Here is a 25,628-nt window from a genome sequence, read left to right as displayed (position 1 = left end):
CCTTATTATTTAATGCAGGCCGACACGATACCGGTTCCCGCTCGCGCGTCGACACGGTCGATGCCATGCGGATCGGTCGATTCATGCGTCGTCGGCAACGGGCGACGCCCGGAATCGCTGATCCGGTGCATGCGAAGCTTGCCCCGCCTCATTCCACTTTCGTCGCAATCCTAATCAAGACGCGTACGTCATCGTCCGCGAAACAACCCACCCCATGATCAAACCCCTCTCGCTCCAGAGCCGCCGACGCTTTCTCGCACAAGGCACCGCCATCCTCGGAAGCGGCATGCTGTCCGCCTGCGGCGGCGATTCGATCGACTCCGCCGACGCATCCGCCCGCTTCGCCGACGACTTCGTGTGGGGTGTCGCCACCGCGGCGCCGCAAATCGAAAGCCGCGACGGCCGCGGCCGAAGCAACTGGGACGTGTTCGCCGACCAGCCCGGCACGATCGCCGACGGCTCGACGAACGCACGCTGCATCGAATTCGAGCAGCGCTACCCGGGTGACCTCTCGCTGCTCGCGAACGCGGGCGTCCAGGCGTTCCGTTTCTCGACCGCATGGCCGCGCGTGCAGCCGGACGGCGCCGGCGCGCCGAGCGAAGCGGGCCTCGCCACCTACGACCGCATGGTCGATGCGATGCTGGCGCGCAACCTCACGCCGTACCTGACGTTGTTTCACTGGGACATCCCCGTATGGGCCGGCGATTTCCGCGACCGCGACATCGCGTACCGGCTGGCCGACTACGCGCAGATCGTGTCGCGCCGCGTCGGCGACCGGGTCAAGCACTGGATGATGCTGAACGAGCCGAACGGCGTCGCGCTGTCGGGCTACGCATACGGTGCGTCGCCGCCGCGCGCGCAGTCGATGGGTGCGATGTTCGCCGCGATCCACCATCAGAATCTCGCGCAGGGATTGATGTTCCAGGCCGTGCGCGCGAACGTGCGGGGCGTCGCGCAGGTCGGCACGACGATCAGCGGGCGGCCCGTTCTCGCGGTGACGAATTCGGCCGCCGACCAGGCCGCCGCCGCGCAGTTCGACGCGATCTGGCATCGCGCGTTTCTCGATCCGTTGTACGGCAAGGGCTATCCGGCCGAACTGCAGGCGGCGCTGGCGCCGCTCGTCCAGCCCGGCGACATGAGGACGATCGCCGCGAACCCGGATTTTCTCGGCGTGCAGTATTACAACTGCTTCTACGTGAAGGCCGGCGCCGGCGGCACGGGCTTCACGCTGGCCGCAAGCCCGGCGAACGAAATCCAGACGATGGGCTACCCGGTCGAGCCGTACGGGATGTCCGAGATGCTGCTGCGCGTTCACCGCGACTATGGCGCGCCACGCATCCTCGTCACCGAGACCGGCTTCGCGATCGCCGAACCCGCGCCGAGCGGCGGCTTCGTCGACGACGGCGCGCGCATCGACTATCTCGCCAGCTACCTGAACGCCGCGCACGATGCGTATCGGCAGGGCGTGCGCCTGCACGGGCTGTTCTACTGGGCCGGCATAGACAGTTGGGAATGGTCGAGCGGCTTCGCGAAGAAATTCGGGCTGATCCACGTCGACCCGGCCACGCAGGCACGCCTGCCGAAACGCAGCCTCGCGTACTACTCGCGCTGCATCGCCGGCAATCGCGTCGCGTAGGCGGCGAGAGCGGCAAGAGCGACGCGGACTGCACGGGCAGGCACGCCGCGAACCGATGTGCCCGTCTACCCGCGGCGTCCCGCCTGCCCCTCGCGTGACGCGGTGCCCCGTTGCCGCGCCGGCTTGCCGGCGCGGATCGCCGCGCCCGCACCCCGCGTTCGCGTTACTTCGCGACGACGACCGGAATCCCCTTCAGCATCCCTGCGCCCTTCATCTCGTCGAGTGCGTGCTGCACGGCCGCGCTCGTCGCCGCGTCGATGCCGAGCTGCAACGCGAGCTCGCGTTCCGCGCGCTTCACGCCGGCCAGGTTGCGCACCTTCACGTGGCCGAAGCCGCGCACGCGGGCGTGCAGGTCGGCCAGTTGCACGACCTGCGCCGCATTGCCGGGGGTCATCGCGGCGAACGCACGCGCGAGCGTGGTCTCGTAGTCGTCGGCCAGCGCGCGCTCCATCCTGCGCTCCGCGGTGCGGCCGAACGGATCGAGCCACGTGCCGCGCAGGCTGCGCACGCGCGCCAGCATGCCGAACACCGGCCACATCCACTGGCCGAACACGCGCTTCTTCGGCGCGCTGCCGTCGCCGCCGGCCTTCGCGACCGTCGGCGGCGCCAGGTTGAACTTCACGCGGTACGTCTGCCCCGGCACGCCTTCGAACTGCGCTTCGAGCGCCGTGCGGAACGCGTCGTCCGTGTACAGCCGCGCGACTTCGTATTCGTCCTTCACCGCGAGCAGCCGGTAGAACGTCGTCGCGACCGCGCGCGTCAGCGCGTCGTCGCCCTTCGCGGCCGCCGCGTTCACGAGCGCACGGTAACGCTCGACGTAGCGCGCGCCGCCGTATGCGTCGAGGCGCGCTTCGCGATCGGCGATCAGCTCGGCAAGCGTCTCCGGCGCGGCGTGGGCGGCCACCGCATGCCGCGCGTTCCACAACGCGTCGAGGCCCGCCGCGTCGCCGGCCGCCATCCGGCCGATCGAGAACGCGAGCTTGTTCATCGGCACCGCGACGTTGTTCAGCTCGATCGCACGCATCATCGCGGCGAGCGACACCGGTACGAGGCCGAGTTGCCACGCGTAGCCGAGCATCAGGATGTTCGCGCCGATCGAATCGCCGAGGAACTTCGCGGCGAGCGCCTGCGCGTCGCAGCTCGACAGGTAGCCGTCGCCGGCCGCGTGGCGCATCTTCTCGAGCAGCGCATCCGCGTGCAGGTTCGCGTCGGGGTTCTGCACGAACGACGCGTTCGGGATCCGGTGCGTGTTGACGACGATCCGCGAACGCGCGTGACGCACCGTCTGCAGCGCTTCGGCGCTCGCGCCGACGACCATGTCGCACGCGAGCAGCACGTCGGCCTGCTGCGTGTCGATGCGCACCTGGTTCAGCCAGCGGTCGCTCGATGCGATCCGCACGAACGACAGCACCGAGCCGCCCTTCTGCGCGAAGCCCATGAAGTCGAGCACCGATGCGCTCTTGCCTTCGAGGTGCGCGGCCATGCTGATCAGCGCGCCGACCGTCACGACGCCCGTACCGCCGACGCCCGTCACGAGCATGTCGAACGGCGCCGCGTCGAGATGCGTCGCCGGCACCGGCAGCGCGTCGACGCGCGCGGCGAGCGCCGCTTCGTCGAATGCGGCGCCGGCGGCCTTCTTCAGTGCCGCGCCTTCGACCGTCACGAAGCTCGGGCAGAAGCCGTTCACGCACGAATAGTCCTTGTTGCACGACGACTGGTCGATGCGGCGCTTGCGGCCGAGCGGCGTCTCGAGCGGCTCGACCGACAGGCAGTTCGACTGCACGCCGCAGTCGCCGCAGCCTTCGCACACCGCGTCGTTGATGAACAGGCGCTTGTCCGGGTCGGGGAATTCGCCTTTCTTGCGGCGGCGGCGCTTCTCGGCCGCGCAGGTCTGGTCGTAGATCAGCACGGTGACGCCCGGCGTCTCGCGCAATTCGCGCTGCACCGCGTCGAGTTCGCTGCGGTGATGGAACGTCGTGCCGGTCGGGAACTGCCCGTGATGGCCGTCGTACTTCTCCGGTTCGTCCGACACGACGACGAAGCGCGACACGCCTTCCGCCTCGACCTGCCGCGCGATCTGCGGCACCGAGATGCTGCCGTCGACCGGCTGGCCGCCCGTCATCGCGACCGCGTCGTTGTAGAGGATCTTGTACGTGATGTTCGTTTTCGCGGCGACCGCCTGGCGGATCGCGAGGATGCCCGAGTGGAAGTAGGTGCCGTCGCCGAGGTTCTGGAACACGTGCTTCGTGTTGGTGAACATCGCGTGCGCGGCCCAGTCGACGCCCTCGCCGCCCATCTGGATCAGGCCCGTGGTGTCGCGCTCCATCCACGACGCCATGAAGTGGCAGCCGATGCCGGCCTGCGCGATCGAGCCTTCCGGCACCTTCGTCGACGTGTTGTGCGGGCAGCCCGAGCAGAAGTACGGCGTACGCTTCACCGCGTCCGCCTCGTTCGACAGGATCTGCGGCGCGACGAGATCGACGACGCGTTCGCGGCGGTCGAGCGCCGGCTTGTGCCGCGCGAGCCACGCGGCGAACACCGGCAGGATGCGCGACGGACGCAGCTCGCCGAGCTCGGACAGCAGGCACGCGCCGGCCGCGTCGTGCTTGCCGAGCACGCGCGGGCGCGCGCCTTCGGTGCGGTTGTACAGGTAGTCCTTGATCTGCTGCTCGATGACCGGGCCCTTCTCCTCGATCACCAGCACTTCGGCGAGCCCGTCGACGAAGGTCTCGAGGCGCGTCATTTCGAGCGGATACGACAGGCCGACCTTGTAGATCCGCACGCCGGCCGCGTCGAGATCGGCGACCGTCAGGTCGAGGCGGCGCAGCGCTTCCATCAGGTCGAGGTGCGCCTTGCCGCAGGTGACGATGCCGACGTTCGCGTGCGTGCTCGGCGCGATCCACTTGTCGATGCTGTTGGCGCGCGCGAAATGGCGGACGGCGTCGAGCTTCGCGGCGAGGCGCGCCTCGATCGTGAGGCTCGGCAGGTCGGGCCAGCGATTGTGCAGGCCGCCCGCGGGCGGCGTGAAGCCTTCCGGCGCCGGCCAGCGCGTCTGCAATGCATCGAGGTCGACGGTGGAGCCCGACTCGACCGTTTCCGAGATCGCCTTGAAGCCGACCCACGCACCCGAGTAGCGCGACAGCGCCCAGCCGTACAGGCCGAATTCGAGCATGTCGGCGATGTTCGACGGGTTCACGACCGGCATGTGCCACGCCATCATCGCGAAGTCGCTCTGGTGCGGCATCGACGACGACACGCAGCCATGGTCGTCGCCCGCAACGACCAGCACGCCGCCGTGCGGCGACGAACCGTACGCGTTGCCGTGCTTCAGCGCGTCGCCCGCGCGATCGACGCCCGGGCCCTTGCCGTACCACATCGCATACACGCCCTCGACCGTGCGCTCGGGGTCGGCCTCGACCCGCTGCGTGCCGAGCACGGCCGTACCGCCGAGTTCCTCGTTGATCGCGGGCAGGAAGCGCACGCCGCTCGTGTCGAGCAGATTCTTCGCCTTCCACAGCTGCTGGTCGACCATGCCGAGCGGCGAGCCGCGATAGCCGCTGACGAAGCCGGCCGTGTCGAGCCCCTGTTCGGTATCGACCGTGCGCTGCATCAGCAGCAGGCGGACCAGCGCCTGCGTGCCGGTCAGGAAGATCCGGCCGCGCGTCGCGGTCAGGTTGTCGGTCAGGCGGTAGTCGGACAGGGCAGGCGGGCCGTCGACGGGCAGGCGGGCGGTCATGGGGGGAAGTCTCCGGATTGTGCTGTTCTGGGCCGTGCGCGGCGGAGCGTCGGATGACGCAGGGTGCCGGCAGCGAATGGCTCTATTTTTTCGCGCGCAGCCGAGAATGTTTTTCCTCATCTTGCTCGGACCGGCGCGCAGCGAGAAAAACTGCGCAGCTTTTTGCCGGGATTTGAGAGAGTTTTCGCGCGGGGTGCCGGCGCGCGATGGGTGGCGCGTCGGGGCGGTCGGATGGTTTGGCGGAAAAGGCGGTGTAGGTCGCAACGCTCGCGGTCTGCCCGGCGGATGGCGCTCGAACCCCGGCCGACAAGGGTTTCGGCGGCATCGGGCCGTCACCCTCACCGTTGAAATGCACAGCGTTCCGATTGGTCGGCGGCGACGGATGTCCACAATGCCGCACCCTTCGGCCGATCGGGCTCGCGCGCTCACCGTTCGATTGCACAGCATTTCGAGTGGCGTCGGGGCCGGGATGTCCACATCCGGAATCGGCACGCGGGGCGCTCGGGCAGAGACGCTCACCGTTGAAATTCACAGCTTGGCGAGTGGATGCCGGCGGCGGATATCCACATCGGACACCGCGCGTTTCGTCGGTCCGACTTTCACTCTCACCCTTCGAATACACAGGGTCGAGAGTGGGCTTCCCGATCGAATATCCCCGTCCGAACGCGCATGCCGCGCGCCTGCCGTCCCGCACTCACCGTTGAAATTCACAGGGCTTCGACTGGCTGCGGTGGCAGTTGTCCACGCGCGGATCTGCGTTGTCTCCCGGGCATACGCGGACCCTCACCGTTGAAAACCCCAGCACTCAGAGTGATTGGGCGGGCCGGATATCCGCGTCTGAACACGCAGGCCGCGCGATCGCCGACTCGCTCTCACCATCGAAATACACAGGGCTTCGTCTGGCCGCGGTGCCAGTTGTCCATGTCCGGATCCGCGTTGCCTCCCGGCCATGCGCGGACCCTCACCGTTGAAAACCACAGCGCGTCGAGTGATTAGGCGGGCCCGATATCCACATGGGCGAGCGCTCTCCAATCGATGGCAGAAGTATGTTTCGAAGGGTATCGACGAGGGGCAATCCATGCCGGGAGCGGCTCATCACCGGATCGGGCGCTGATGCTCACCGTCGAAATACACAGTGCCGCGAGTCGTTTCCACGGACGGATATCCACACGGACACGCGCGTCGTCGTTGCTCGCAACCTTGCGCCCGGCCTGACAGGAACACCGCTTCGCGCGGCTTCGGCGGTCGAACGGCCGCATCCTGACGGGCTGCGCGCCGATCGCGGGCTCAAGCTCACCATTGAATTGCACGGCGCGCCGAGTCGCTGGAGAAAGCAGATCGGTGCGTCGAAATCCGCACGTTGCGAACCACGCACCGGCGCTCACCGTTAGAATGCACAGCCCTTCGATTAGGGGCCGGAGCCGGATATCGACGTCGCGAGGCGCGCATCTGGTGGTCACGCACTCGCGCCATTCGGCTAGAATGCGCGGCGCTCCGAACCGCGGCAACGGCCGGAAACCCGCGCTGGTGCAGGCGCGCCGCCAGATCGGGGGCGACACTCACCATTGAATTTCACAGCATTTCGCTTCGTCTTGCCGCGAGTTGTCCACAACCCGCTTCATGTATCGCGCAGCATCCGGTCATCCTCACCTGTGAAAACCACAGGGCGCCGAGTCGTTTCGAGGCCCGGATATCCACAACCGGGCGCGCGACCGGATCTTCATCTGCCGCTCGACGGACGACTCGGGCGCGACAACCAGGAAAAGCCGGAAAGGCTTGTCCGATGGGCCTCGGCGGCACACTCACCGTTCAAATGCACAGCGTTTCGAGTGGCTGTGGCGATGGGTTGTCCACATCCCTCCCGCCGGGGTTTCATCGCGCCGGCGCGCGCCCGGGCGACGTTATTCCGCGATCGACCGGATGATCTTCGCCGGATTGCCGCCGACCAGCGTATTCGGCGGAACGTCCCGGGTGACGACGGCCGCGGCCGCGACGACCGCGTTCTCGCCGATCGTCACGCCGCCGATGATCGTCGCACCCGCACCGATCCATACGTTCCGCTCGATCACGATCGGCTTCGCGACCACGCAGTCGCGCCGCCGCGAAGGCTCGACCGGATGACCGGACGTGATGAGGCTGACGTTCGGGCCGATCATCACGTCGTCGCCGATCTCGAGTCCGCCCAGATCGTAGAACGTGCAGTTCTGGTTGACGAACACGTTGCGCCCGAGCTTCATGCCGGTGCCGCCCGTCGCATGGAACGGCGGGATCAGCACGAAGCCGTCGTCCACCTGCGTGCCGATCAGTTCACCGAACAATGCGCGCACGTCCGCCGCATCGTCGAACGTCAGCCGGTTGAGCCGCGCGGTGATCGCCATCGCCCGTTTGATCTCGGCCACCATGGCCGCCGATTCGGGTGTTCCGCGCGAAATGATCGTGGTGCGATCGTCGTTTGCCATGCGTGACTTGTCTCCGGTGTGTGCGGGGTTGCGTGATGCGTTGGCGAACGCGGGCGGGCGATTGCGTTGCCGTGTGCGGGTACCGCGGGATGGGCCGGGCACATTGTAGTGATGCCGATTTCCGGTGGGATTTTCTAGATTTTTTCATAACTAGTTTCAATATAACTAGTTATTTATCGAACTCCCGTCATATAAGGCTTCACGGCGCATTTCGCCCGCTTCACCGCATGCAACCGAATCGAACGCCCCTGGCCGGGCGCCCCTAGCCGGGCGCCCCTGTCCGAACCTCCTGCGCTCGGGTACGCTTGAGCATCCACCGGATCGACACCTGCATCCAAACGCGGAGGCGCGATGAAGCTCTACTACTGGCCGAAGACCCGGGCATTCCGGGCGCTGTGGATGCTCGAGGAAATCGGCGTGGTGTACGAACTCGTGCCGATCGACCTGCGCTCGCACGAACAGGGCAGCGATGCGTTCGTGCAGGTCAACCCGATGGCCAAGCTGCCCGCGCTCGACGACGGCAGCGCCCCGTTCGCCGAATCGGGCGCCGTGCTGCTCTATCTCGCCGACCGCTGCCCGGGTGCCGGGCTCGGCGTCGCGCCCGACGATCCGCTGCGCGGCCGTTTCCTGCAGTGGATGTTCTTCACGCCGACCTGCCTCGAGCCGGCGATGGCCGAGAAATTCACCGGCGCGTCGAGCAACCCGGTCGCGTTCGGCTGGGGCAACATCACACGCGTGCAGCGCGCCCTCGCGCAAGCGCTCGCCCACAGCCGCTGGCTCGTCGGCGAGCGCTTCACCGCGGCCGACCTGCTGCTCGCCAGCACGCTGAAGATCGCGTTCGACGCGCATCTGCTGCCGCACGAAGGCGTGCTCGGCGACTACGTCGCGCGCGCCGAGGACCGCGACGCGTTCCGCCGCGCGGTTGCGATCGAACAGCGCGAAGCGGCGCGTCTGCTGCACGCGTGACGCGTGAAGGGGCGGCGCCCCGCCGCCCTCGATCACGCCTGCGCGGCCGGCCCCGGCGCCGACGCGCCCGCGTCGATCACCACGCCCGGCGAACCGCGCTCATCGGTATCGACCTCGATCGGCACGACGTCGTGAAAATGCGTGTAATCGATGTGCGTGATGCCGTCCTCGTCGTGCATCAGGTCGACATAACGGTGGCGCCAGCGGATCTCGCCATGCGCCCACGCATGACGCGCCTGCATGACCTGCGCGGTGGTCTCGTCCGAGCCCTCGATCGTGATCAGCAGCGACGCGTCGCGCGCGGCGAGCGATTCGGGCGTCTCGCCGAACAGCGCGCTCGACTCGTCGATCACGTGCATCAGGTTCCAGCCGAGCAGGAAGATCGGATGCTCGTTGCGCACGAGCGGCAGGTCATGAAGCTTGCGCAGCGAGTAGCCCTCGTGCGTGCCTTCGACGCGCATCAGCCGCAGTTTCGCCTGCGCCTCGGCAATCACGTTCTGGCGGGCATTCGCGGCGCGCACCATCAGCGTCATCCGGCCGTTCAGCGGCCGCACGATCGCATAGCGCGCGAACAGGATCTTCGCCTGCGGCCGCGAAAACCGTGCGAACACGAGCCCCGTGGCCAGCGCGATGCCCGACATCCCGACGAAGATCTCGAACGTCGCGACGAGGTGCGCATAGACCGTCTGCGGATGCATGTCGCCGTAGCCGACGGTCGCGAGCGTCTCGACGCTGAAGAAGAACGCACCGCCGAAGCCGGGCGGCGACTGGTTCGCGATCGGCGCATGGCCGAGCAGGTAGAGCATCGCGAAGCCGCCGTTGAGCAGCAGGAACAGCACCGCGAGCGACAGGAAGAAAACGGGCCAGCTCACCGTCAGCGCGCGGTGATAGAAGTCGCGCCAGCCGAGCGGCGGCATCCCGTACGCGATCACCGGGCGGGTGCCCGACCAGATCTTGCGGCCACGGCCGCGGGAGGTTGGGGAGGACGAATCGACGTTCATCGCGCGGCGCCGGTTGCAGGGAGGCGATGAGCGTAGCACGCGCGACAGCGGCCGGGAATGCGGGCCGGTTCGGAACGGCAATCCGCCGCGTAACTACAAAAAAACCGGCCGCACAAGCGGCCGGCTGCATCGTCATGCGGACTCGCGCGTGGCGCGCGCCGCGATCACTTCCGGTCGACGATCACCTGATCGAACGTGCCGCCGTCGGCGAAATGGGTCTTCTGCGCGTTCGCCCAGTTGCCGAAGACCTGCTCGACGCTGAACGTCTTCAGCGCCTTGAACTCGGCCGCATGCTTCTTCAGCACGGTCGCGTCGCGCGGGCGCAGATGGTGCTGCGCGATGATCTCCTGCGCTTGCGGCGTGTACAGGTAGTCGAGATACGCCTGCGCGACCTTGCGCGTGCCTTTCTTGTCGACCACCTTGTCGACGACGGCGACGGGCGGCTCCGCGAGGATGCTCGCCGACGGATACACGGCGTCGAACTGCGCGCCCGATGCGCCCGTGTCCATCAGCGCGACCTCGTTCTCGAACGTGACGAGCACGTCGCCGATGCCGCGCTGCGTGAACGTCGTCGTCGCGCCGCGGCCGCCCGAATCGAGCACCGGCACGTTGCGGAAGATCGCCTTCTCGAAGTCGAGCGCCTGCTGGTCGGTCGCGCCCTTCTGCTTCTGGAAGCCCCATGCGGCGAGATACGCATAGCGGCCGTTGCCCGACGTCTTCGGGTTCGCGATGATCACCTGGACGCCCGGCTTCGCGAGATCGCTCCAGTCCTTGATCGCCTTCGGGTTGCCCTTGCGCACGAGGAACACCATCGTCGTCGAGTACGGCGAGCTGTTGTCCGGGAAGCGCGCGCGCCAGTCCTTCGGCAGCAGCTGGCCGCGCTCGGCGAGCAGGTCGATGTCGTTCGGCTGGTTCATCGTCACGACGTCGGCCTGCAGCCCTTGCAGCACCGACAGCGCCTGCGCGCTCGACGCGCCGTGCGACTGCTTGATCGTGACCGTCTCGCCGGTCTTCTGCTTGTAGGCGGCGGCAAAGCTCGTGTTGATGTCCTTGTACAGCTCGCGCGTCACGTCGTACGACACGTTCAGGATCGACGTGTCCGCATGCGCGGCCGTCGCCGCCACGACCAGCGCCGCCGCCGCGCCCGTGTGCAGCCAGCGGCCGATCCCCTTGATGCTTGCCATCGTGATATGCCCCGTTTCCAGTGGTGGTGAATGTGCGTGACCGCACGCGTACGCGCTGTCATCGAAACGTAAGCGGGCATTCTAGCGGCCGGGCGCGGTGGGTCTTCCAATCAGTCGTGGAAAGCAAATCTCGAATCCTGCTAAACGGCGGCCGGGGCTCGCGCGCGCCGCCGCCCCGGTGTTAAGATCGCCGCTCAGCCCACTCACGGTTCATCCATGTCCGCTCCCCTGCGCTCGCCCTCGATCCTCGCCGCCGTCGCGGCAGGTGCGCGCGCGGCCGGGCTGAAACTGAAAAAACGACTCCTCGACTGACGGGGACGTCGCGTCCCGTCAGGCGAATGCCGGACGGGATGCCCGCAGGTCGTTTCTTTCTCCTTGCACGCACGCCTCGCTCCGGCACGCCGCCGGCGGAACGGTTCCTTCCCACTCCGTTTCCACCATGAGGCTTTGCATGAACACACGTTTCGAAGGTATCTGGCTGCCGATCATCACGCCGTTCCACCACGGCGAGGTCGACCACGCGGCGCTCGCGCGACTCGCGCGCCACTATGCGGCCGCGGGCATCGCGGGCTTCGTCGCGGGCGCGACGACCGGTGAAGGCGTGCTGCTCGACGCGCGCGAACAGGACGCGGTATTCGCGACGCTGCGCGACGCGGCGCCCGGGCTACCGATCGTCGTCGGGCTGACCGCGAGCGCGACGCACTTCGCGGCCGCCCGCGCGCGCGAACTCGCGGCGCTGCGCCCCGACGGGCTGCTCGTCACGCCGCCCGTCTACGTGCGGCCGACGCAGGACGGCATCCGCCGCCATGTCGAGACGATCGTCGACGCGGCCGACCTGCCCGTGCTCGTCTACAACATCCCGTACCGCACCGGCGTGAACGTCGAACTGGACACGCTGCAGGCGCTTGCACGCGATCCGCGCGTCGCGGGCATCAAGGAATGCGGCGGCACGCTCGACCGGATGAGCCGGCTGGTGCACGACACGCCGCTCGCGATCCTGTCCGGCGACGACAACCAGAACTTCGCGGCGATGTGCGCGGGGGCGCACGGCGCGATCGCGAGCAGCGCGCACGTGCTGCCCGACTGGCATGTGCGGATTCATGCGTGGCTGCGCGACGGGCGGCTCGCCGACGCGCGGCGCCTGTCGGTCGCGCTGCAGCCGCTCGTCGCGGCGCTGTTCGCGGAACCGAACCCGGCGCCGGTGAAGGCCGTGCTCGCCGCGCAAGGATGGTGCGAGGACGGGTTGCGGCTACCGTTCGTGCCGGCGAGCGAGGGGCTGCGGGCGCGGTTGGAGGCGATCTGCGCGGCGCTCGAAGCAATCGAGCCGGACGTCGCCACGGCATAGGCCGCTACGCTGCGCATGGTGCCGGGGGCAGATGAATTCCGACCCGACAGATTATTTCAAACTGTCAGAACCAGAGACAGGCCGTACCGTGCAAGATGCGCATCCGCCGTCATGAGTCGAAGCGGTTCGTGTCGCGCCTGCGCGACCAGCAATCGATCGAAAGGATCGCGATGGTGGTGAGGTAAATCGCGCACCGCGGCTCCATGTACGGCCCGAACCGGCAACTCGCGAATCCCGCTTGCGCCGATTGCGCGGATCAGCTTGCCCACGTCGATGTCGAGCTTTCCCAGGCCGGCCTTGATGGCGGCCTCCCAGATGCTCGCGCTGCTGACGAAGCGTTCGTCAGCAGCCGAGATCAGTCTGCGCGCACGCGTGCTGAGCCTGGGATCGTTGGTCACGATCCACAGGAAGATGTGCGTATCGAGCAACAGGCGCATCACCGTCCTTCGAAAGCATCCAGCAGATAATCGGGGAGCGGCGCATCGAAGTCGTCCGCGATCCGGACCTGCCCCTGCAGGAGGCCAAACCGAACGGGTAGCGAAGCAGGGGCGGACTGATCGGCGGATTCCCCGTCACTGCGGCTCGAAACATCCGTCCGTTGCGCAGGATCGATCGCGCCGGCACCAGGAATGTTCGCTTTTTGCATGATGACCTCCGTTTCAGATGATCATCACTGTAGTCAGGTTCGCCCGATCGATCCATTCAGCCAATCGGCAGAGGGGATATCGGACGACCGCCTGCAGCGACCATCGCGAACGTGTCGTCAGGCCGCCAACGCCACGCCTCCCCCCTCCGTCGCCCCCCGCACCGCCTGCGTCACGATCCGTGCAAGCCGGTCGACCGTCGGCGTCGCCGACGACGTGCGCCGCAGCAGGATCAGCGGCAGGCCGGGCAGCGCCGGCAGCCCGCACGACGCGGCATCGAGCACGCGCACCGACGCCGGCAGCCCGTAATGCGAGCGCACCGTCAGCCCGAGGCCGGCCGCCGCGGCCGCCCATAGCCCGGCGAGGCTCGGCGTCGTGAACGCGACGCGCCACGGCACGCCGGCACGATCGAGCGCATCGGTCGCCGCGCCGAAGAACCGGCACGGCCGGTCGAACACGACGAGTGGCAACGGCTCGCCCGTCGCATGCATGGCACGACCGCCGGTTTCGCCCACACGGCGCTCACCCACCGCCCCGCCCTCCCCACCCGCGTCCCCGCCGCCATCCGGCACACCGAAACCGCCGCCCGCCACCGCGCCGATCCATTGCATCGGCACCTGCGCGATCGCTTCGCTGTCGATTCCCGCCCGCGACACGAGCGCCGCCGACACCGGATCGCCCCACACGAGCGCCAGATCGAGCTGGTTCGCATCGAGCCGGTCGAGCAGATCGGCATTGCGCGCCACACGCGCCTCGATCTTCACCTTCGGATGCGCGCGCGCGAACCGCCCGAGCACGTCCGGCAGGATCGCCTCGCCGAAATCCTCCTGCAGCCCGACCCGTACCCAGCCGTCGAGATTCACGCCGCGTACGGCTGCGGCCGCCTCGTCGTTCAGCTCGATCATCCGCCGCGCGTAGCGCAGCATCGCGTCGCCGGCGTCGGTCAGCGCGAGCCCGCGCCCGGCCTTCACGAACAGCGGCGTGCCGGCCTGCTCCTCGAGCTTGCGGATCTGCGCGCTCACCGCCGACGACGAGCGCGCAACGCGGTCGGCCGCCTTCGCGAAACTGCCGAGATCCACGCCCGCGACGAGGCTGCGCAGCGCCGCAACGTCGAAGTTGGGCCGCGCCAGCGTGGCATCGGCCACCGCGAGCGGCTCGCCGCCGTCGCGCGGAATGTCTTGTCCGGGCATCTCAATCATCCTGATTTATCGAACGATTCATCAAAAACTTTCCGATTTTCAGGACGAATGTAGGCCGCCAGACTGTGCACGTCAACTTCGAACCGGGCCTGCCGTCATGGATACCTCGTGCATCGCTTCCCCCTCTTCGCCTGCCCGCGACGTGCGCGGGCCGGCCCATCGCTGGCGCGTGCTGGCCGCCGGCGTCGCCGCGAACATGAGCTTTTCGGCCGCCGCGGCCGGCATTCCGACCACGGCCGTGTGGATGCGCACCGCCTATCGCCTCGACAACGGCGCACTCGGCCTCGTGCTCGGCGCGCTCGGCTTCGGCGTCGCGCTGTCCGAGCTGCCGTGGGGAATCGCCGCCGACCGCTTCGGCGACCGCCGCGTGCTGCTGACCGGGCTCGTCGCGACGGCCGCGATGCTCGCGTTGATGATGGGCACGATCGCCCCGACCGCGCACGCGGTGCCGCCGCTGATGCGCGTCGTCGCGGCCATGGGCTGCGTCGGCCTGCTCGGCGGCAGCGTGAACGGGTCGAGCGGGCGCGCGGTGATGCGCTGGTTCGGCGAGCGCGAACGCGGGCTCGCGATGAGCATCCGCCAGACGGCCGTGCCGCTCGGCGGCGGCTTGGGCGCGGCGCTGCTGCCGTCGCTCGCGTCGCATGTCGGCTTCGCCGCGGTGTTCGGCGCGCTGATGCTGCTGTGCGCGGGATCGGCCGCGCTCACGTGGCGCTGGCTGCACGAGCCGCCCGCCGAGCCGCCCGCGGCGAACCTCGCCACGCGTCACGCCGCCCAGTGGCCGCAGCCCGCCGGGCACGCGCGCAATCCGCTCGCGAGCGGCCCCGTGTGGCGCATCGTGCTCGGCATCGGCCTGCTGTGCGCGCCGCAATTCGCGGTGCTCACGTTCGCGACGGTGTTCCTGCACGACTTCGGCCGGCTCGGCCTCGCCGGCATCAGCGCGGCGATGGTCGCGCTGCAGCTCGGCGCGATGGTGATGCGCGTCTGGAGCGGCCGCCATACCGACCGGCACGGCAACCGGCGCGCGTACCTGCGCGGTTCCGTGTTCGTCGCGGCCGGATCGTTCACGCTGCTCGCGGCGGCGACGGCCGGCAGCCCGCATGTGCCGCTCGCCGCGATCGTCGCGATTCTCGTGTTCGCCGGCATCTGCGTGTCGGCATGGCATGGGGTCGCGTACACGGAGCTCGCGACGCTCGCGGGCGCGAATCACGCAGGCACCGCGCTCGGGATGGCGAACACGATCGTCTACCTCGGGCTGTTCGCGACGCCGCTCGCGATTCCGCCGCTGCTCGCCGCGAGTTCGTGGAGCATGGTGTGGCTCGCGGCGGCGCTGGTCGCGGGCGCGACCTATCCGCTGTTCGCGCGATGACGGGCACGCAGGGCGCGGTCAGAACTTGTACACGGCTGACAGCATTGCCGAACGGCCGTCGCCGAACTCGACCGCCGACGACCGCGACTCGCTGCCCGACACCTGTCGCACGCGTTCAACGTAAGCGCGATCGAACAGGTTGTCCACGTTCAGCTGGATGTGCAGCCGACGGCTCACGTCGTAGCTCGCCATCAGGTTGTGCACCCAGTATGCGCCGAGCTTGCCGTCGCCCTGCGACGTGACGTTGCGCCGGCCGACGAAGTGCGAACCATAGCCGACCGTCCAGCCCGCCGGCAACCGATAGGTCGTCCACACGTTGAACGCGTGCCGCGGCGTGTTGCCGAGCGCCTGCCCGTCGCGCCGCGGCGACGCAGGCGAGCTGAGCGTCACGCTCGCCAGGTACGTGTAGTTCGCGAACACGTCCCAGCGCGGCGTCACCTTGCCGGCGGCACCGAGCTCGATGCCGCGCACGCGTTGCCGGCCCACGAGCGCATAGCTGCCGTCGGCCATTCGTTCGCGCGCGTTCTTCTTTTCAGTCTGGAACAGCGCGCCGTTCAGCGCGATACCCGCGAGCCCTTCCCATTTCGCACCGAGTTCGAAGCTCTCGTTTTTCTCGGGCGCGAGCGCGCCGGTCGCCGCGCTCAGGCCGGAGCCGGTGGTCACGAGAAATTCGGCGGACGGGTTGAACGACGTGCCGTAAGCGAAATACGCGCGACCGTTGTCGGTCGGCTTGAACACGAGCCCCGCGCGCGTGCTCAGATGGCGATCGGCGGTGTCCGCGCGCTCGGTGGGCTTGCCCGCCGCGGTGCCTTCCGACCGGCCGTCGATCCAGTCGTGCCGCAGCCCGACATCGATGTCCCAGTAGCGGCCAACCGCGATCGTGTCGAACGCGTACAGCGCCTTCACGACCAGCACGGTGTCGTTGCGCGCACTGTCCTGGCGCTGCGCCGGGCCGCGCCACACGCCGGGCGGCGCGGCGAGCGGGAAGCCGTCGGCCGGGTAGAAGCGGTTGAGCCCGTACGAATAGGTCGTGCGGCCGTACGTCTCGCGCGAGATCTCGAAGCCCGTGACCAGCGTGTGTCCGATGCCGAACGTCGAGAACGCATTGGTGACGTTCGTCTGGTTCGCCCACATCGCGGTCGACGCATCGCGGCCATAGCCCTGCGGCCCGGCCGGCTTGTAGCGCCCCGGCGGCAGCCCCTGCAGGTTCACGTGCGATGCTGAAATCACCGTGTCGCGATTCAGGTGCGCATAGCGGCTCAGGTTCTGCACCTTCAGGCCGGATGACACGTCGTGTTCGGCCTTCACGGTGAACGTATCCGACGTGATGCGTTCGCGGTCGAGATTGCGCCAGCCGAAATAGCGGTCGCGCGACACGCCGGCCAGCACCTGGCCGTTGTGCGCAGGCAGCCCGTAGTCGGGCAGGTTGTTGTCGTACTGGTGGAAATAGCCGAGCGTGACGCGCGTCGGTGTGCCGAGACCGAACGCGAGCGACGGCGCGATGCCCCAGCGCCGCTTGCGGATGTCGTCGCGGCCCGGCACGTCGTTGACATGCGCCATCGCGTTCAGGCGGAACGCCGCGCGGCCGTCGGTGCCGGGCAGCGGCCGGTTCGCATCGAGCGTCATGCGTCGGTAGCCGGACGTGCCGAGCATCGTGCCGGCCTCGGTAAACACGCCGGCCTTCGGTGTCTTGCTGACCAGGTTCACCGAGCCGCCCGTCGTGCCGGCGCCGCCGAACACGGAGTTCGGCCCCTTGATCACCTCGACCGCCTCGACGTTGAACAGGTCGCTGCGATTGTTCTGTGCGCTGTCGCGCAGCCCGTCGAGCTGCAGGTTCGCGTTCGCGCCGAAGCCGCGGATATTGAACATGTCGCCCGACCCGCCGCCGCCCTCGCCGGCATTGAACGTGATACCCGCCACGTTCGACAGCGCCTCGCGCAGGCTCAGCGCCTGCTGTTCGTCGAGCACCGCGCGCGGCACGACGGTGATCGTCTGCGGCACGTCGAGCAGCGGCGTTGCGTACTTGGCGGAACCCGACCGGTCGACGCGCGAACCGGCGTCGCGCGCGCCATGCACGACGATCGGGTCCAGCCGCGGCGCGTGGCGCGGCTCGCCGTCTTCCGCGCATGCCGGCGCGGCCGCACTGGTCATCATCGCGAACGCGATGGATGCGGTCGCGCGCCGCGGCGGCGTCGCACTCGACTGGAAGCAACAGCTCATGTTCACTCCACTCCATTGATGAGAATGATTCTCATTCAATCGGATTGGGTGCGACATGACAATTGGACACGTCCGAACTTCGCGATCCGAACGAACTGCCGAACGAAACGGCCGGGCCACCGGCCGCCCACGTGCCGTCGCGTCAAACCGCCTCGCGCGCCAGCGCGCGCCGCGCGGCCGGCCGTTCGGCCTCGCGCTGCGCATGAGCCGTCCATGCCGGATGCCGCGTCATGTCCAGCCCGATCGCGACGCCCCAGCGATACAGCACGAGCAGGAACGGATCGACGATCGAATGCGCGCCCGGCTCGGCCCACCTGCGGCCGTCGGCGAGCGCGGTTTCGATCGACGCGTTCGCGGCGTCGATCGTGCCGCGCCCGTGCGCGCTGATCGCGCCGTGCAGGGCCGGATCGTCGATGAAGCGGCCCGGCCGCCACAGCGCGCCGTAGCCGACGCCATGCACCCAGCCGACCAGCCAGGCGAGCCATTCGTGGCACCGCGCCTCGCGCAGCGGATCGCCGAGCGGCAGCAGTTGCGCATCCGGGTAGCGGCGCGCGAGATACGTGAGGATCGCCGGCGTTTCGGTCAGCACGCGCGGCTCGCCCGGAATCGCGAGCACGGGCACGCGCGCCTTCGGGTTGATCGCGAGGTAGCGCGCTTCGAGGTTCTGTTGCTGCCTCACCGAGACGATCTCGACGTCGAACGGCGCGCCGGTTTCCTCCAGCGCGATGTGGGCGGCGAGCGAGCAGGCGCCCGGCGAAAGATAGAGACGATAGGCGTTCATGGTGGTGTGGCCCGACGGGCTGTGGAAGACGGAACCGAGTGTAGGAACGCCTGCCGATGCGCGGCAAACGATGAATTGTCGTGCTCAGACATTAGTGTTACTAATACCCGCATGCGACGCATCCACCTCCCTCCGCTGCAGACGCTGCGCGCGTTCGAGACCGCCGTACGGCTGCAGAGCTTCACGCGCGCGGCCGACGAACTCGCGCTCACGCAGGGCGCGGTCAGCCAGCACATCCGCGCGCTCGAGGCGCAGCTCGGCTATCCGCTTTTCACGCGCGAACGCAACGGCGCGACGCCGACCCACGCCGCGCACGCCCTCGCGCTGCAGGTACGTCAGGGCCTGAGCGTGCTCGAACGCGCGTTCGAGCCGGCGCTGGCGGTACGCCGCCGCCCGCGCACCTGCGACGCGACGCTGAACGTGAGCGTGCTGCCGAGCGTCGCCGAGCGCTGGCTCGCGCCGCGCCTGCCGCGCTTCTCGGCCGCGCATCCGCACATCGCGATCGCGCTGCATCCGGACGTGGCGCTCGCGCCGCTGCGCAAGCGCGACCGCATCGACGTCGCGTTGCGCTACGGGCCCGGCACGTGGCCCGGCGTCGTCGCCGAGAAGCTGATGAACGAGACGATCTTTCCGGTCGCGAGCCCCGCATACCGCAATCGCGACGGCGTCGCACCGCGCACGCCGGCCGACCTCGTGCGCGCGACGCTGCTGCGCCATCCCGCGCAGCCGTGGGAACCGTGGTTCCAGGCCGCGCGGCTCGACCTCACCGAATCCGCGCGCGCACCGCGCTTCACCGATGCGAACGCGTTGATCGACGCGGCGCTGAAAGGACGCGGCGTCGCGCTCGCGCGCCGCTCGCTGATCGAGCCCGAACTCGCGGACGGCACGCTCGTGCGCGTGTCGACGGTGCGCATCACCGACGTGTACGCGCACTACGTCGTGTGGCGTCCCGGCCATCGTCACGAAGCAGCGATCCGCACCTGGCTCGACTGGCTGCGCAGCGAAGTGCGGCGCAGGACGCCGCGGCGCTGACGCCGGGGCTCACGCGCGCATCGGCATCGCCACCTTGTCGAGCGTGATCGGCAGATCGCGCACCCGCACGCCGGTCGCGTGATAGACCGCACTGGCGATCGCGGCCAGCACGCCGGTGATACCGATCTCGCCGATGCCGCGAATGCCGAGCGGATTGAAATGCGTGTCGCTTTCGTCGACGAAACTCACGTCGAACTCGCCGATGTCCGCGTTCACGGGAACGTGATATTCAGCGAGATTCGCGTTCGTGAAGCGGCCGTGCCGCACGTCGGGATGCGAGCCCTCCTCGAGCGCGGTGCCGAGCCCCCACACCATTCCGCCGATCAACTGGCTGCGCGCCGTCTTCGCGTTGAGCAGGCTGCCGACGCTGTAGACCCCGACGATGCGCGGTACGCGAAGCGTGCCGAGCTCGGCATCGACGTGCACTTCGGCAAACAGCCCCTCGCCGTGGCCGGGTCGCGGCGCTGCGCGCCGTGTAAATGCGCGCAGCCTCCTCCGCTGCTGGAAAATTCCGCCACGCGTGCCGGCGGATCGCCGCGAAGGCATTCGGTAGTCAGCCTGACGAAAACATGTCGCGATCGCGCCCCGATCGCAAACGATTCACCGAAACGTCGCATCGCGGCGGCATACTCGAAAGCGTTTCCCGATCAGCCTGCCAGGAGAGAAGTCATGCGTCGCGTTTCCGTCGCCGTCGTTCTGTGTGCCGCCGTGTTCGCCGCCGCGTGCAGCGACGACGCACCGCACGACGCCAACGCGACCGACGCCGCGCCGCAGGCCGGCGCATCGAGCGGCGCCGCCAGCGCGTTCAACAGCGACGCGAGCGCGAACGCCGCCGCGTCCGATGCCGCGCCGCTCGCGCCGCCCGTCGTGCACTACCCGCCCGATGACGACGACGATGCGAAGCCCGCCGCGAACGCGGCCGCATCGAGCAGCGCCGCGTCGTCGCCGGGCTGATTCCGCCGCCGCGTGATATGAGTCAGTACCGCTCGGGGAGAGCGGTGGGCGCTCGCGTCGAGCCACCACGGGCATGACGTAACGGTCGGCGACGGCGCGAACGGCACCGTGTCACGCCGTTTCGCAGGCCACGTCGGGCACGGCCGGCCGAGCGATTCGGACCCGGCCGCCGTCAGGCCTGCCTGCGCGTCGCAAGCGCGACGGCGCGCCATGTCGCGACCGCCACCGCGCAGCCTGCGCCGCGCAACCCGCCGTCAGACCGCGTGCGCGAGCGCGCGGTCGACGAGCGCGGCCTCGAAGCCGTCGTCCGCGTCGCGAAAGCGCAGCGGCGCCGCGCAATGAACCAGCGTGTCGATGAAGTATTTCGCGCGCGGCCACGGCCCGAAGCCGGCCGCCGTGTTGATGTGCCCGGCATCGCCGAGGTTCACGAACGCGCTGCCCAGGCGCTGCGCGAGCGTGCGCGCATCGGCCAGCGGCATCCACGGGTCGGTCTCGCTGCCGATCACGATCGACGGCACCGCGAGCCGGCGCGCGTCGAACGGCCCGGCAAACGTGAATTTCTTCGGGCTGGCCGGCGCGACGAACAGCACGCCTGCCACATCGCCCACATGCGGCCACTGCGCGAGCGCATGCGCGGCCGCGAGGCAGCCGAAGCTGTGCGCGGCGAGCACGAACGGGCCGCGCTCGCGATCGAGCAGCGCGCGCACCGATTGCGCCCAGCCCGCGAGATCGGGCGCATCCCAGTCGTGCTGCTCGACGCGCAACGAGCGCGGAAACTGCCGCTCGAGCCAGGTCTGCCAGTGAGCGCCTTCACTGCCGTGCAGGCCCGGAACGGTGACGAGCCGCGGCGGCCACGCCGATTTGCTGCATGCGCGCATGATTGCCCTCGCTTGCTTGAAGACGAGATTCGATTGTGGCGTCGGGTACGCGGCGGCCGAACCAATATTTTGTGCTTTGCTTTTGCGCGGGGCGGTGACCGGTGGCGGCCCGGCGACGGCGTGACCGCCGCACGTCCCGCGCGGCGGCGCAATGGGCCGCGAAACCGTAGAATGTGGGCTTCCCGTCAGCTTCACACGGAACCGGTCCCGGCGCGTGACGCGCCGGCCGTCGTCAGGAGACGCCCGATGTCCGCTACGTCCGCCGGCGCGCCGCGCCCGGCTTCGCTCGCCGCTCCCGTGACGCGCCTCGCCGGCGCGCGCGCCGTCACGCCATGAAGATCCTGTTCCATTCGCCGCATCAGGATGCCGGCGCGTGGCGCGACGAGATCGCGCGTGCGCTGCCGGAAGCCGAACTGCGCGCGTGGCAGCCGGGCGATACGGCCGCCGCCGACTACGCGCTCGTGTGGCGCGCGCCGCGCGAGTTCTTCGCACCGCGCGACGGCCTGCGCGCGATCTTCAACCTCGGCGCGGGCGTCGATGCGCTGCTCGCGCTCGACCGCGCGCATCCGGGCACGCTGCCCACGCACGTGCCGCTGGTGCGGCTCGAGGATTCGGGCATGGCGCAGCAGATGGTCGAATACGTGACGCACGCGGTGCTGCGCTACCTGCGCCGTTTCGACGAATACGACCTGCAACAGCGCGAACGCCGCTGGCAGCCGCTCGAACCGCATGCGCGCGCGAGCTTCACCGTCGCCGTGCTCGGCCTCGGCGTGCTCGGCGCCGAAGTCGCCCGCGCGCTCGCCGCGCTCGGCCTGCCGGTGCGCGGCTACAGCCGCAGTGCGAAGCAGCTCGACGGCATCGCGACCTTCGCCGGCGACGGCGCGTTCGACGCGTGCATCGACGGCGCGAAGGTGCTCGTCAACCTGCTGCCGAGCACGCGCGACACCGACGGCATCCTGTCGACGCGCGCGTTCGCGCGGCTCGCGCGCGGCGCGTACGTCGTCAACGTCGCGCGCGGCGCGCATCTCGTCGAAGCCGACCTGCTCGACGCGCTCGCGAGCGGCCAGGTCGCCGCGGCCACGCTCGACGTGTTCCAGCACGAACCGCTGCCGGACGACCATCCGTTCTGGCACGCGCCGCGCATCACGATCACGCCGCACAGCTCGGCCGAGACGCTGCGCGCGGAAGCCGTCGAGCAGATCGCCGGCAAGATCCGCGCGTTCGAGCGCGGCGCGCCCGTCAGCGGCATCGTCGACTACGCGCGCGGCTACTGAATTCCGCCCTACACCAAACCGGAGACAACCATGACGTTCCCCACCGCCGTCAAGATCGTCGAAGTCGGCCCGCGCGACGGCCTGCAGAACGAGAAGACCTTCGTGCCGACCGACGTGAAGATCGCGCTCGTCGACCGGCTGTCGCGCGCCGGCTTCCGCAATATCGAGGCCGCGTCGTTCGTGTCGCCGAAATGGGTGCCGCAGATGGCCGACGGCGCCGACGTGATGGCCGGCATCGAGCGTCGTGCGGGCACCGTGTACTCGGTGCTCACGCCGAACCTGAAGGGCTTCGAGCATGCGCTCGCCGCACGCGCGGACGAAGTCGTGATCTTCGGCGCGGCGAGCGAGGCGTTCTCGCAGCGGAACATCAACTGCAGCATCGCCGAAAGCATCGCGCGCTTCGAGCCCGTCGCGAAGGCCGCGAAGGACGCGGGCCTGCGGCTGCGCGGCAGCGTGTCGTGCACGCTCGGCTGCCCGTACCAGGGCGAGGTGCCGGTCGCGTCGGTCGTCGACGTCGTCGAGCGCTTCGCGGCGCTCGGCTGCGACGAGATCGACATCGCCGACACGATCGGCGTCGGCACGCCGAAGCGCACGCGCGAAGTGCTCGCGGCCGTCACGCGCGTGTTCCCGCGCGAACGCCTGTCGGGCCACTTCCACGATACCTACGGCCAGGCGCTCGCGAACATCTACGCGGCGCTGTTCGAAGGGATCGAGATCTTTCACGCATCGGTCGCGGGCCTCGGCGGCTGCCCGTACGCGAAGGGCGCGACCGGCAACGTCGCGACCGAGGACGTGCTGTACCTGATGCAGGGCCTCGGCATCGAGACCGGCATCGATCTCGCGCAGGTCGTCGCCGCCGGCGATTTCATCTCGAACGCGATCGGCCGCGCGAATGTGTCGCGCGCCGGTCGTGCACTGCTCGCCAAGGCGCAGAGCGCGGCCGACGCCGCGAACTGCGTCTGATTACGCCATTCCACGGATTCCTCGACATGACGACACCCGCTTCATTCGATTCCCTGCCCGATTCCGCGCGACGCGTCGCGCTGCTGCTGCGCGAGCGCGGCCATGCGAAAGGCATCGTGATGCTCGCCGAAACCGGCAAGACGTCGGCCGAGGCCGCGGCCGGGCTCGGCTGCTCGGTCGCGCAGATTGCGAAGTCGATCCTGTTTCGCCGGCAGGCCGACGGCGCGCCCGTGCTGGTCGTCGCGAGCGGCGTCAACCGCGTGGATGAAAAGAAGGTCGCCGCGCAGGTCGGGCCGGTCGGCCGTGCGGACGCGAAGTTCGTGCGCGACAACACCGGCTATGCGATCGGCGGCGTCTGCCCGATCGGCCATCTGGTCGAACCCGTCACGCTGATCGACGCCGACCTGCTCGCGCTCGACAGCCTGTGGGCCGCCGCCGGCCATCCGCACGCGGTGTTCAACCTGTCGCCGCACGAACTCGTGTCGCTGACCGGCGCGCCGGTCGCGGACGTCGCGTTGCGGGAGTCCACATGAGCGACGTGATGGTGCCGGTCGCCACGGTCGCGTCGCCGTGCACCGACGTCTGCCGGATCGATCCGCGCACCGACTGGTGCGCGGGCTGCCTGCGCACGCGCGGCGAGATCAAGGGATGGCGTGAGTCGGACGACGACGCGAGGCGCGCGCTGCTCGCGCGGCTGGACGCGCGGCGGCGCCTGATCGCGGGCAGCGAAACATAAAAAAAAGCCGTTCAACCTCACGGGCGAACGGCATCGAGATCGGAATCCTGTGAACGTGATCAACGTCACAGCCCGCATCATACGAGCGACGCGGCCGCATCGCATCGGGTGTTTCCCTACAACTTCTTACAGCGCTTTTCACGGCTGTGCGCGACGGCATTCGGCGCGCAATCTTCATTCCACACACGTCCATTCGACGGGCCGCGGGCGACCGCGCAGCCGCGCCGAATCGTACGACCGTTTCAGTTGCCGACCGCCGCGCGACGTGCCGGCACGATGCGCCAGCCGAGGTTCACGCCGGCCGCCGCGAGCAGGATCAGCAGCGCGCCGAACACCTGCGTCCACGCAAGCGTCTGCCCGAACGCGACGCGATCGACGACGATCGCGACGACCGGATAGACGAACGACAGCGCGCCCGTCATCGCAGTCGGCAGCTTCTGGACCGCGCCGTACAGCAGCACGTACATCAGCCCCGTGTTGACGATGCCCAGCACGATCAGGTCGGCCCATTGCCCGCCCGTCGCCGGCAAGGTGTCGAAGTGCGCGAACGGCGCGAGCAGCAGGACGCCGAGGCCGACCTGCAGCAGCGCGAGCAGATGCGGCGGCGTGCCCTTCAGGTGCTTCGTGATGATCGACGAGATCGCATACAGGAACGCCGCGCCGAGCGACAGCGCGACCCCTTCCAGGTATTCGCCGGGCACCGCGAGCACGGCCGGTTCGACGCGCACCACGAACACCAGCCCGGCAAACGCGAGCACGAGCCACGCGACCGTCGACGCGGTGATCCGCTCGCGGAACACGATGGCGCCGAGCGCGACGAGCATGAAGGGCTGCGTGTTGTAGACGGCGGTCGCCATCGAGATCGACGCGCGCGAATAGGCGGCGAAAAGCAGCAGCCAGTTCGCGACGATCGCGAGGCTGCCGAGCGTCGTGAGCACGAGCATCCGCGGCGAGAACAGCGAGCGGCGCAGGAAACCGAGCGCCGCGCAGACGATTGCGAGCGTCGCGGCACCGAACACGCAGCGGAAGAACACGACATTGGTCAGCGGCTGCTGCGACGACATCACGAGCCAGCCGATCGTGCCGGACATCAGCATCGCGACGATCATCTCGGCGGCGCCGCGGCGAATTTCATTCGAGGCCATCATGAACTCCGTTGAAAAGCGTGGATGAGTTCGATTCTAGAAACTTGCTTTCGCCGCGACCACGGCTAAACTGAAGTGAATCAGCCGATTTACCTTCGAAAGCAAAGCG

Annotated in this window: 21 protein-coding genes and 1 pseudogene; 10 read left to right on the top strand and 12 right to left on the bottom strand. The window is 68.9% G+C overall.

The window, feature by feature from the left end:
- The first annotated feature begins 214 nt into the window (after positions 1–214).
- On the top strand, positions 215–1,636 hold the full coding sequence (locus HWX03_RS15305) for a family 1 glycosylhydrolase (protein WP_175871763.1): 1,422 nt from the start codon (positions 215–217) through the stop codon (positions 1,634–1,636).
- Between the two features lie 163 nt (positions 1,637–1,799).
- On the opposite strand, the gene HWX03_RS15300 is transcribed toward HWX03_RS15305, so the two are convergent.
- Entirely contained in the window at positions 1,800–5,372 is a 3,573-nt protein-coding gene (locus HWX03_RS15300; protein ID WP_175871762.1) for an indolepyruvate ferredoxin oxidoreductase family protein, read from the bottom strand.
- 1,901 nt (positions 5,373–7,273) lie between these two features.
- The gene (locus HWX03_RS15295) at positions 7,274–7,831 is read right to left on the bottom strand and encodes a DapH/DapD/GlmU-related protein (RefSeq protein WP_175871761.1); all 558 of its coding nucleotides are present in this window, start codon (positions 7,829–7,831) and stop codon (positions 7,274–7,276) included.
- Between the two features lie 351 nt (positions 7,832–8,182).
- Here HWX03_RS15295 and HWX03_RS15290 point away from each other — a divergent pair, with 351 nt between their 5' ends.
- Positions 8,183–8,797: a glutathione S-transferase gene (locus HWX03_RS15290; RefSeq protein ID WP_174434063.1), complete on the top strand. Its 615-nt coding sequence runs from the start codon at positions 8,183–8,185 to the stop codon at positions 8,795–8,797.
- A gap of 32 nt (positions 8,798–8,829) precedes the next feature.
- Here HWX03_RS15290 and HWX03_RS15285 read toward each other — a convergent pair whose 3' ends face one another.
- Both HWX03_RS15285 and HWX03_RS15280 read right to left on the bottom strand, forming a co-directional pair.
- Positions 8,830–9,798 (bottom strand): ion channel, encoded by a 969-nt coding sequence (locus tag HWX03_RS15285; protein ID WP_175871760.1) that lies wholly within the window; start codon positions 9,796–9,798, stop codon positions 8,830–8,832.
- Between the two features lie 164 nt (positions 9,799–9,962).
- A complete protein-coding gene (locus HWX03_RS15280; protein ID WP_175871759.1) occupies positions 9,963–10,982 on the bottom strand; it encodes a sulfate ABC transporter substrate-binding protein in 1,020 nt (339 codons plus the stop codon).
- 451 nt (positions 10,983–11,433) lie between these two features.
- On the opposite strand from HWX03_RS15280, the gene dapA reads away from it, so the two are divergent.
- Complete coding sequence (gene dapA, locus HWX03_RS15270) at positions 11,434–12,327, top strand: 4-hydroxy-tetrahydrodipicolinate synthase (RefSeq protein ID WP_175871758.1); 894 nt, start codon at positions 11,434–11,436, stop codon at positions 12,325–12,327.
- Positions 12,328–12,383: 56 nt separating this feature from the next.
- Here dapA and HWX03_RS15265 read toward each other — a convergent pair whose 3' ends face one another.
- From HWX03_RS15265 to HWX03_RS15255, 3 genes are all read right to left on the bottom strand, one after another.
- Complete coding sequence (locus HWX03_RS15265) at positions 12,384–12,764, bottom strand: type II toxin-antitoxin system VapC family toxin (RefSeq protein ID WP_175871757.1); 381 nt, start codon at positions 12,762–12,764, stop codon at positions 12,384–12,386.
- Entirely contained in the window at positions 12,764–12,973 is a 210-nt protein-coding gene (locus tag HWX03_RS15260; protein ID WP_175871756.1) for a hypothetical protein, read from the bottom strand. Before HWX03_RS15260 ends, HWX03_RS15265 begins: the two co-directional genes overlap by 1 nt.
- A gap of 117 nt (positions 12,974–13,090) precedes the next feature.
- The gene (locus HWX03_RS15255) at positions 13,091–14,161 is read right to left on the bottom strand and encodes a LysR substrate-binding domain-containing protein (protein ID WP_175871755.1); all 1,071 of its coding nucleotides are present in this window, start codon (positions 14,159–14,161) and stop codon (positions 13,091–13,093) included.
- Between the two features lie 106 nt (positions 14,162–14,267).
- On the opposite strand from HWX03_RS15255, the gene HWX03_RS15250 reads away from it, so the two are divergent.
- The gene (locus HWX03_RS15250) at positions 14,268–15,536 is read left to right on the top strand and encodes an MFS transporter (RefSeq protein WP_175871754.1); all 1,269 of its coding nucleotides are present in this window, start codon (positions 14,268–14,270) and stop codon (positions 15,534–15,536) included.
- An 18-nt stretch (positions 15,537–15,554) separates the two neighbouring features.
- Here the strand turns inward: HWX03_RS15250 and HWX03_RS15245 are convergent, their stop codons facing one another.
- A complete protein-coding gene (locus HWX03_RS15245; RefSeq protein WP_175871753.1) occupies positions 15,555–17,756 on the bottom strand; it encodes a TonB-dependent siderophore receptor in 2,202 nt (733 codons plus the stop codon).
- Positions 17,757–17,898: 142 nt separating this feature from the next.
- On the bottom strand, positions 17,899–18,537 hold the full coding sequence (locus tag HWX03_RS15240) for a glutathione S-transferase (protein WP_175871752.1): 639 nt from the start codon (positions 18,535–18,537) through the stop codon (positions 17,899–17,901).
- Positions 18,538–18,648: 111 nt separating this feature from the next.
- Between HWX03_RS15240 and HWX03_RS15235 the strand changes: the two genes are divergently transcribed.
- Positions 18,649–19,569: a LysR substrate-binding domain-containing protein gene (locus HWX03_RS15235; protein WP_175871751.1), complete on the top strand. Its 921-nt coding sequence runs from the start codon at positions 18,649–18,651 to the stop codon at positions 19,567–19,569.
- 9 nt (positions 19,570–19,578) lie between these two features.
- On the opposite strand, the pseudogene HWX03_RS15230 reads toward HWX03_RS15235, so the two are convergent.
- A pseudogene (locus HWX03_RS15230) lies at positions 19,579–20,007 on the bottom strand (molybdopterin cofactor-binding domain-containing protein); the annotation flags it as partial.
- A gap of 231 nt (positions 20,008–20,238) precedes the next feature.
- Between HWX03_RS15230 and HWX03_RS15225 the strand changes: the two are divergent.
- Positions 20,239–20,523 carry a hypothetical protein gene (locus HWX03_RS15225; RefSeq protein ID WP_175871750.1) on the top strand — a complete coding sequence of 95 codons (285 nt, stop codon included), beginning with the start codon at positions 20,239–20,241 and terminating at the stop codon, positions 20,521–20,523.
- 254 nt (positions 20,524–20,777) lie between these two features.
- Here HWX03_RS15225 and HWX03_RS15220 read toward each other — a convergent pair whose 3' ends face one another.
- Positions 20,778–21,401: an alpha/beta hydrolase gene (locus HWX03_RS15220; RefSeq protein WP_006488647.1), complete on the bottom strand. Its 624-nt coding sequence runs from the start codon at positions 21,399–21,401 to the stop codon at positions 20,778–20,780.
- Positions 21,402–21,733: 332 nt separating this feature from the next.
- Between HWX03_RS15220 and HWX03_RS15215 the strand changes: the two genes are divergently transcribed.
- Genes HWX03_RS15215 through HWX03_RS15200 form a run of 4 tightly spaced genes read left to right on the top strand, consistent with a single transcriptional unit; the run spans position 21,734 to position 24,374 of the window.
- Positions 21,734–22,675: a glyoxylate/hydroxypyruvate reductase A gene (locus HWX03_RS15215; protein ID WP_175871749.1), complete on the top strand. Its 942-nt coding sequence runs from the start codon at positions 21,734–21,736 to the stop codon at positions 22,673–22,675.
- A gap of 30 nt (positions 22,676–22,705) precedes the next feature.
- On the top strand, positions 22,706–23,638 hold the full coding sequence (locus HWX03_RS15210; protein WP_174390258.1) for a hydroxymethylglutaryl-CoA lyase: 933 nt from the start codon (positions 22,706–22,708) through the stop codon (positions 23,636–23,638).
- A gap of 26 nt (positions 23,639–23,664) precedes the next feature.
- Positions 23,665–24,171, top strand: coding sequence for a YbaK/EbsC family protein (locus tag HWX03_RS15205; RefSeq protein WP_175871748.1), 507 nt, complete (start codon positions 23,665–23,667; stop codon positions 24,169–24,171).
- Entirely contained in the window at positions 24,168–24,374 is a 207-nt protein-coding gene (locus tag HWX03_RS15200) for a DUF1289 domain-containing protein (RefSeq protein ID WP_175871747.1), read from the top strand. The genes HWX03_RS15205 and HWX03_RS15200 overlap by 4 nt, the downstream gene beginning before the upstream one ends.
- 242 nt (positions 24,375–24,616) lie before the next feature.
- Here the strand turns inward: HWX03_RS15200 and HWX03_RS15195 are convergent, their stop codons facing one another.
- Positions 24,617–25,519, bottom strand: coding sequence for a DMT family transporter (locus HWX03_RS15195; RefSeq protein ID WP_175822903.1), 903 nt, complete (start codon positions 25,517–25,519; stop codon positions 24,617–24,619).
- Positions 25,520–25,628: the final 109 nt, after the last annotated feature.

It is taken from the genome of Burkholderia sp. BCC0397, assembly GCF_902832865.1.
In the GTDB taxonomy this organism is placed as follows: Bacteria; Pseudomonadota; Gammaproteobacteria; order Burkholderiales; family Burkholderiaceae; genus Burkholderia.
Note: the sequence above shows the minus strand (reverse complement) of the source record. Positions and strands in the feature narration are given on the sequence as shown.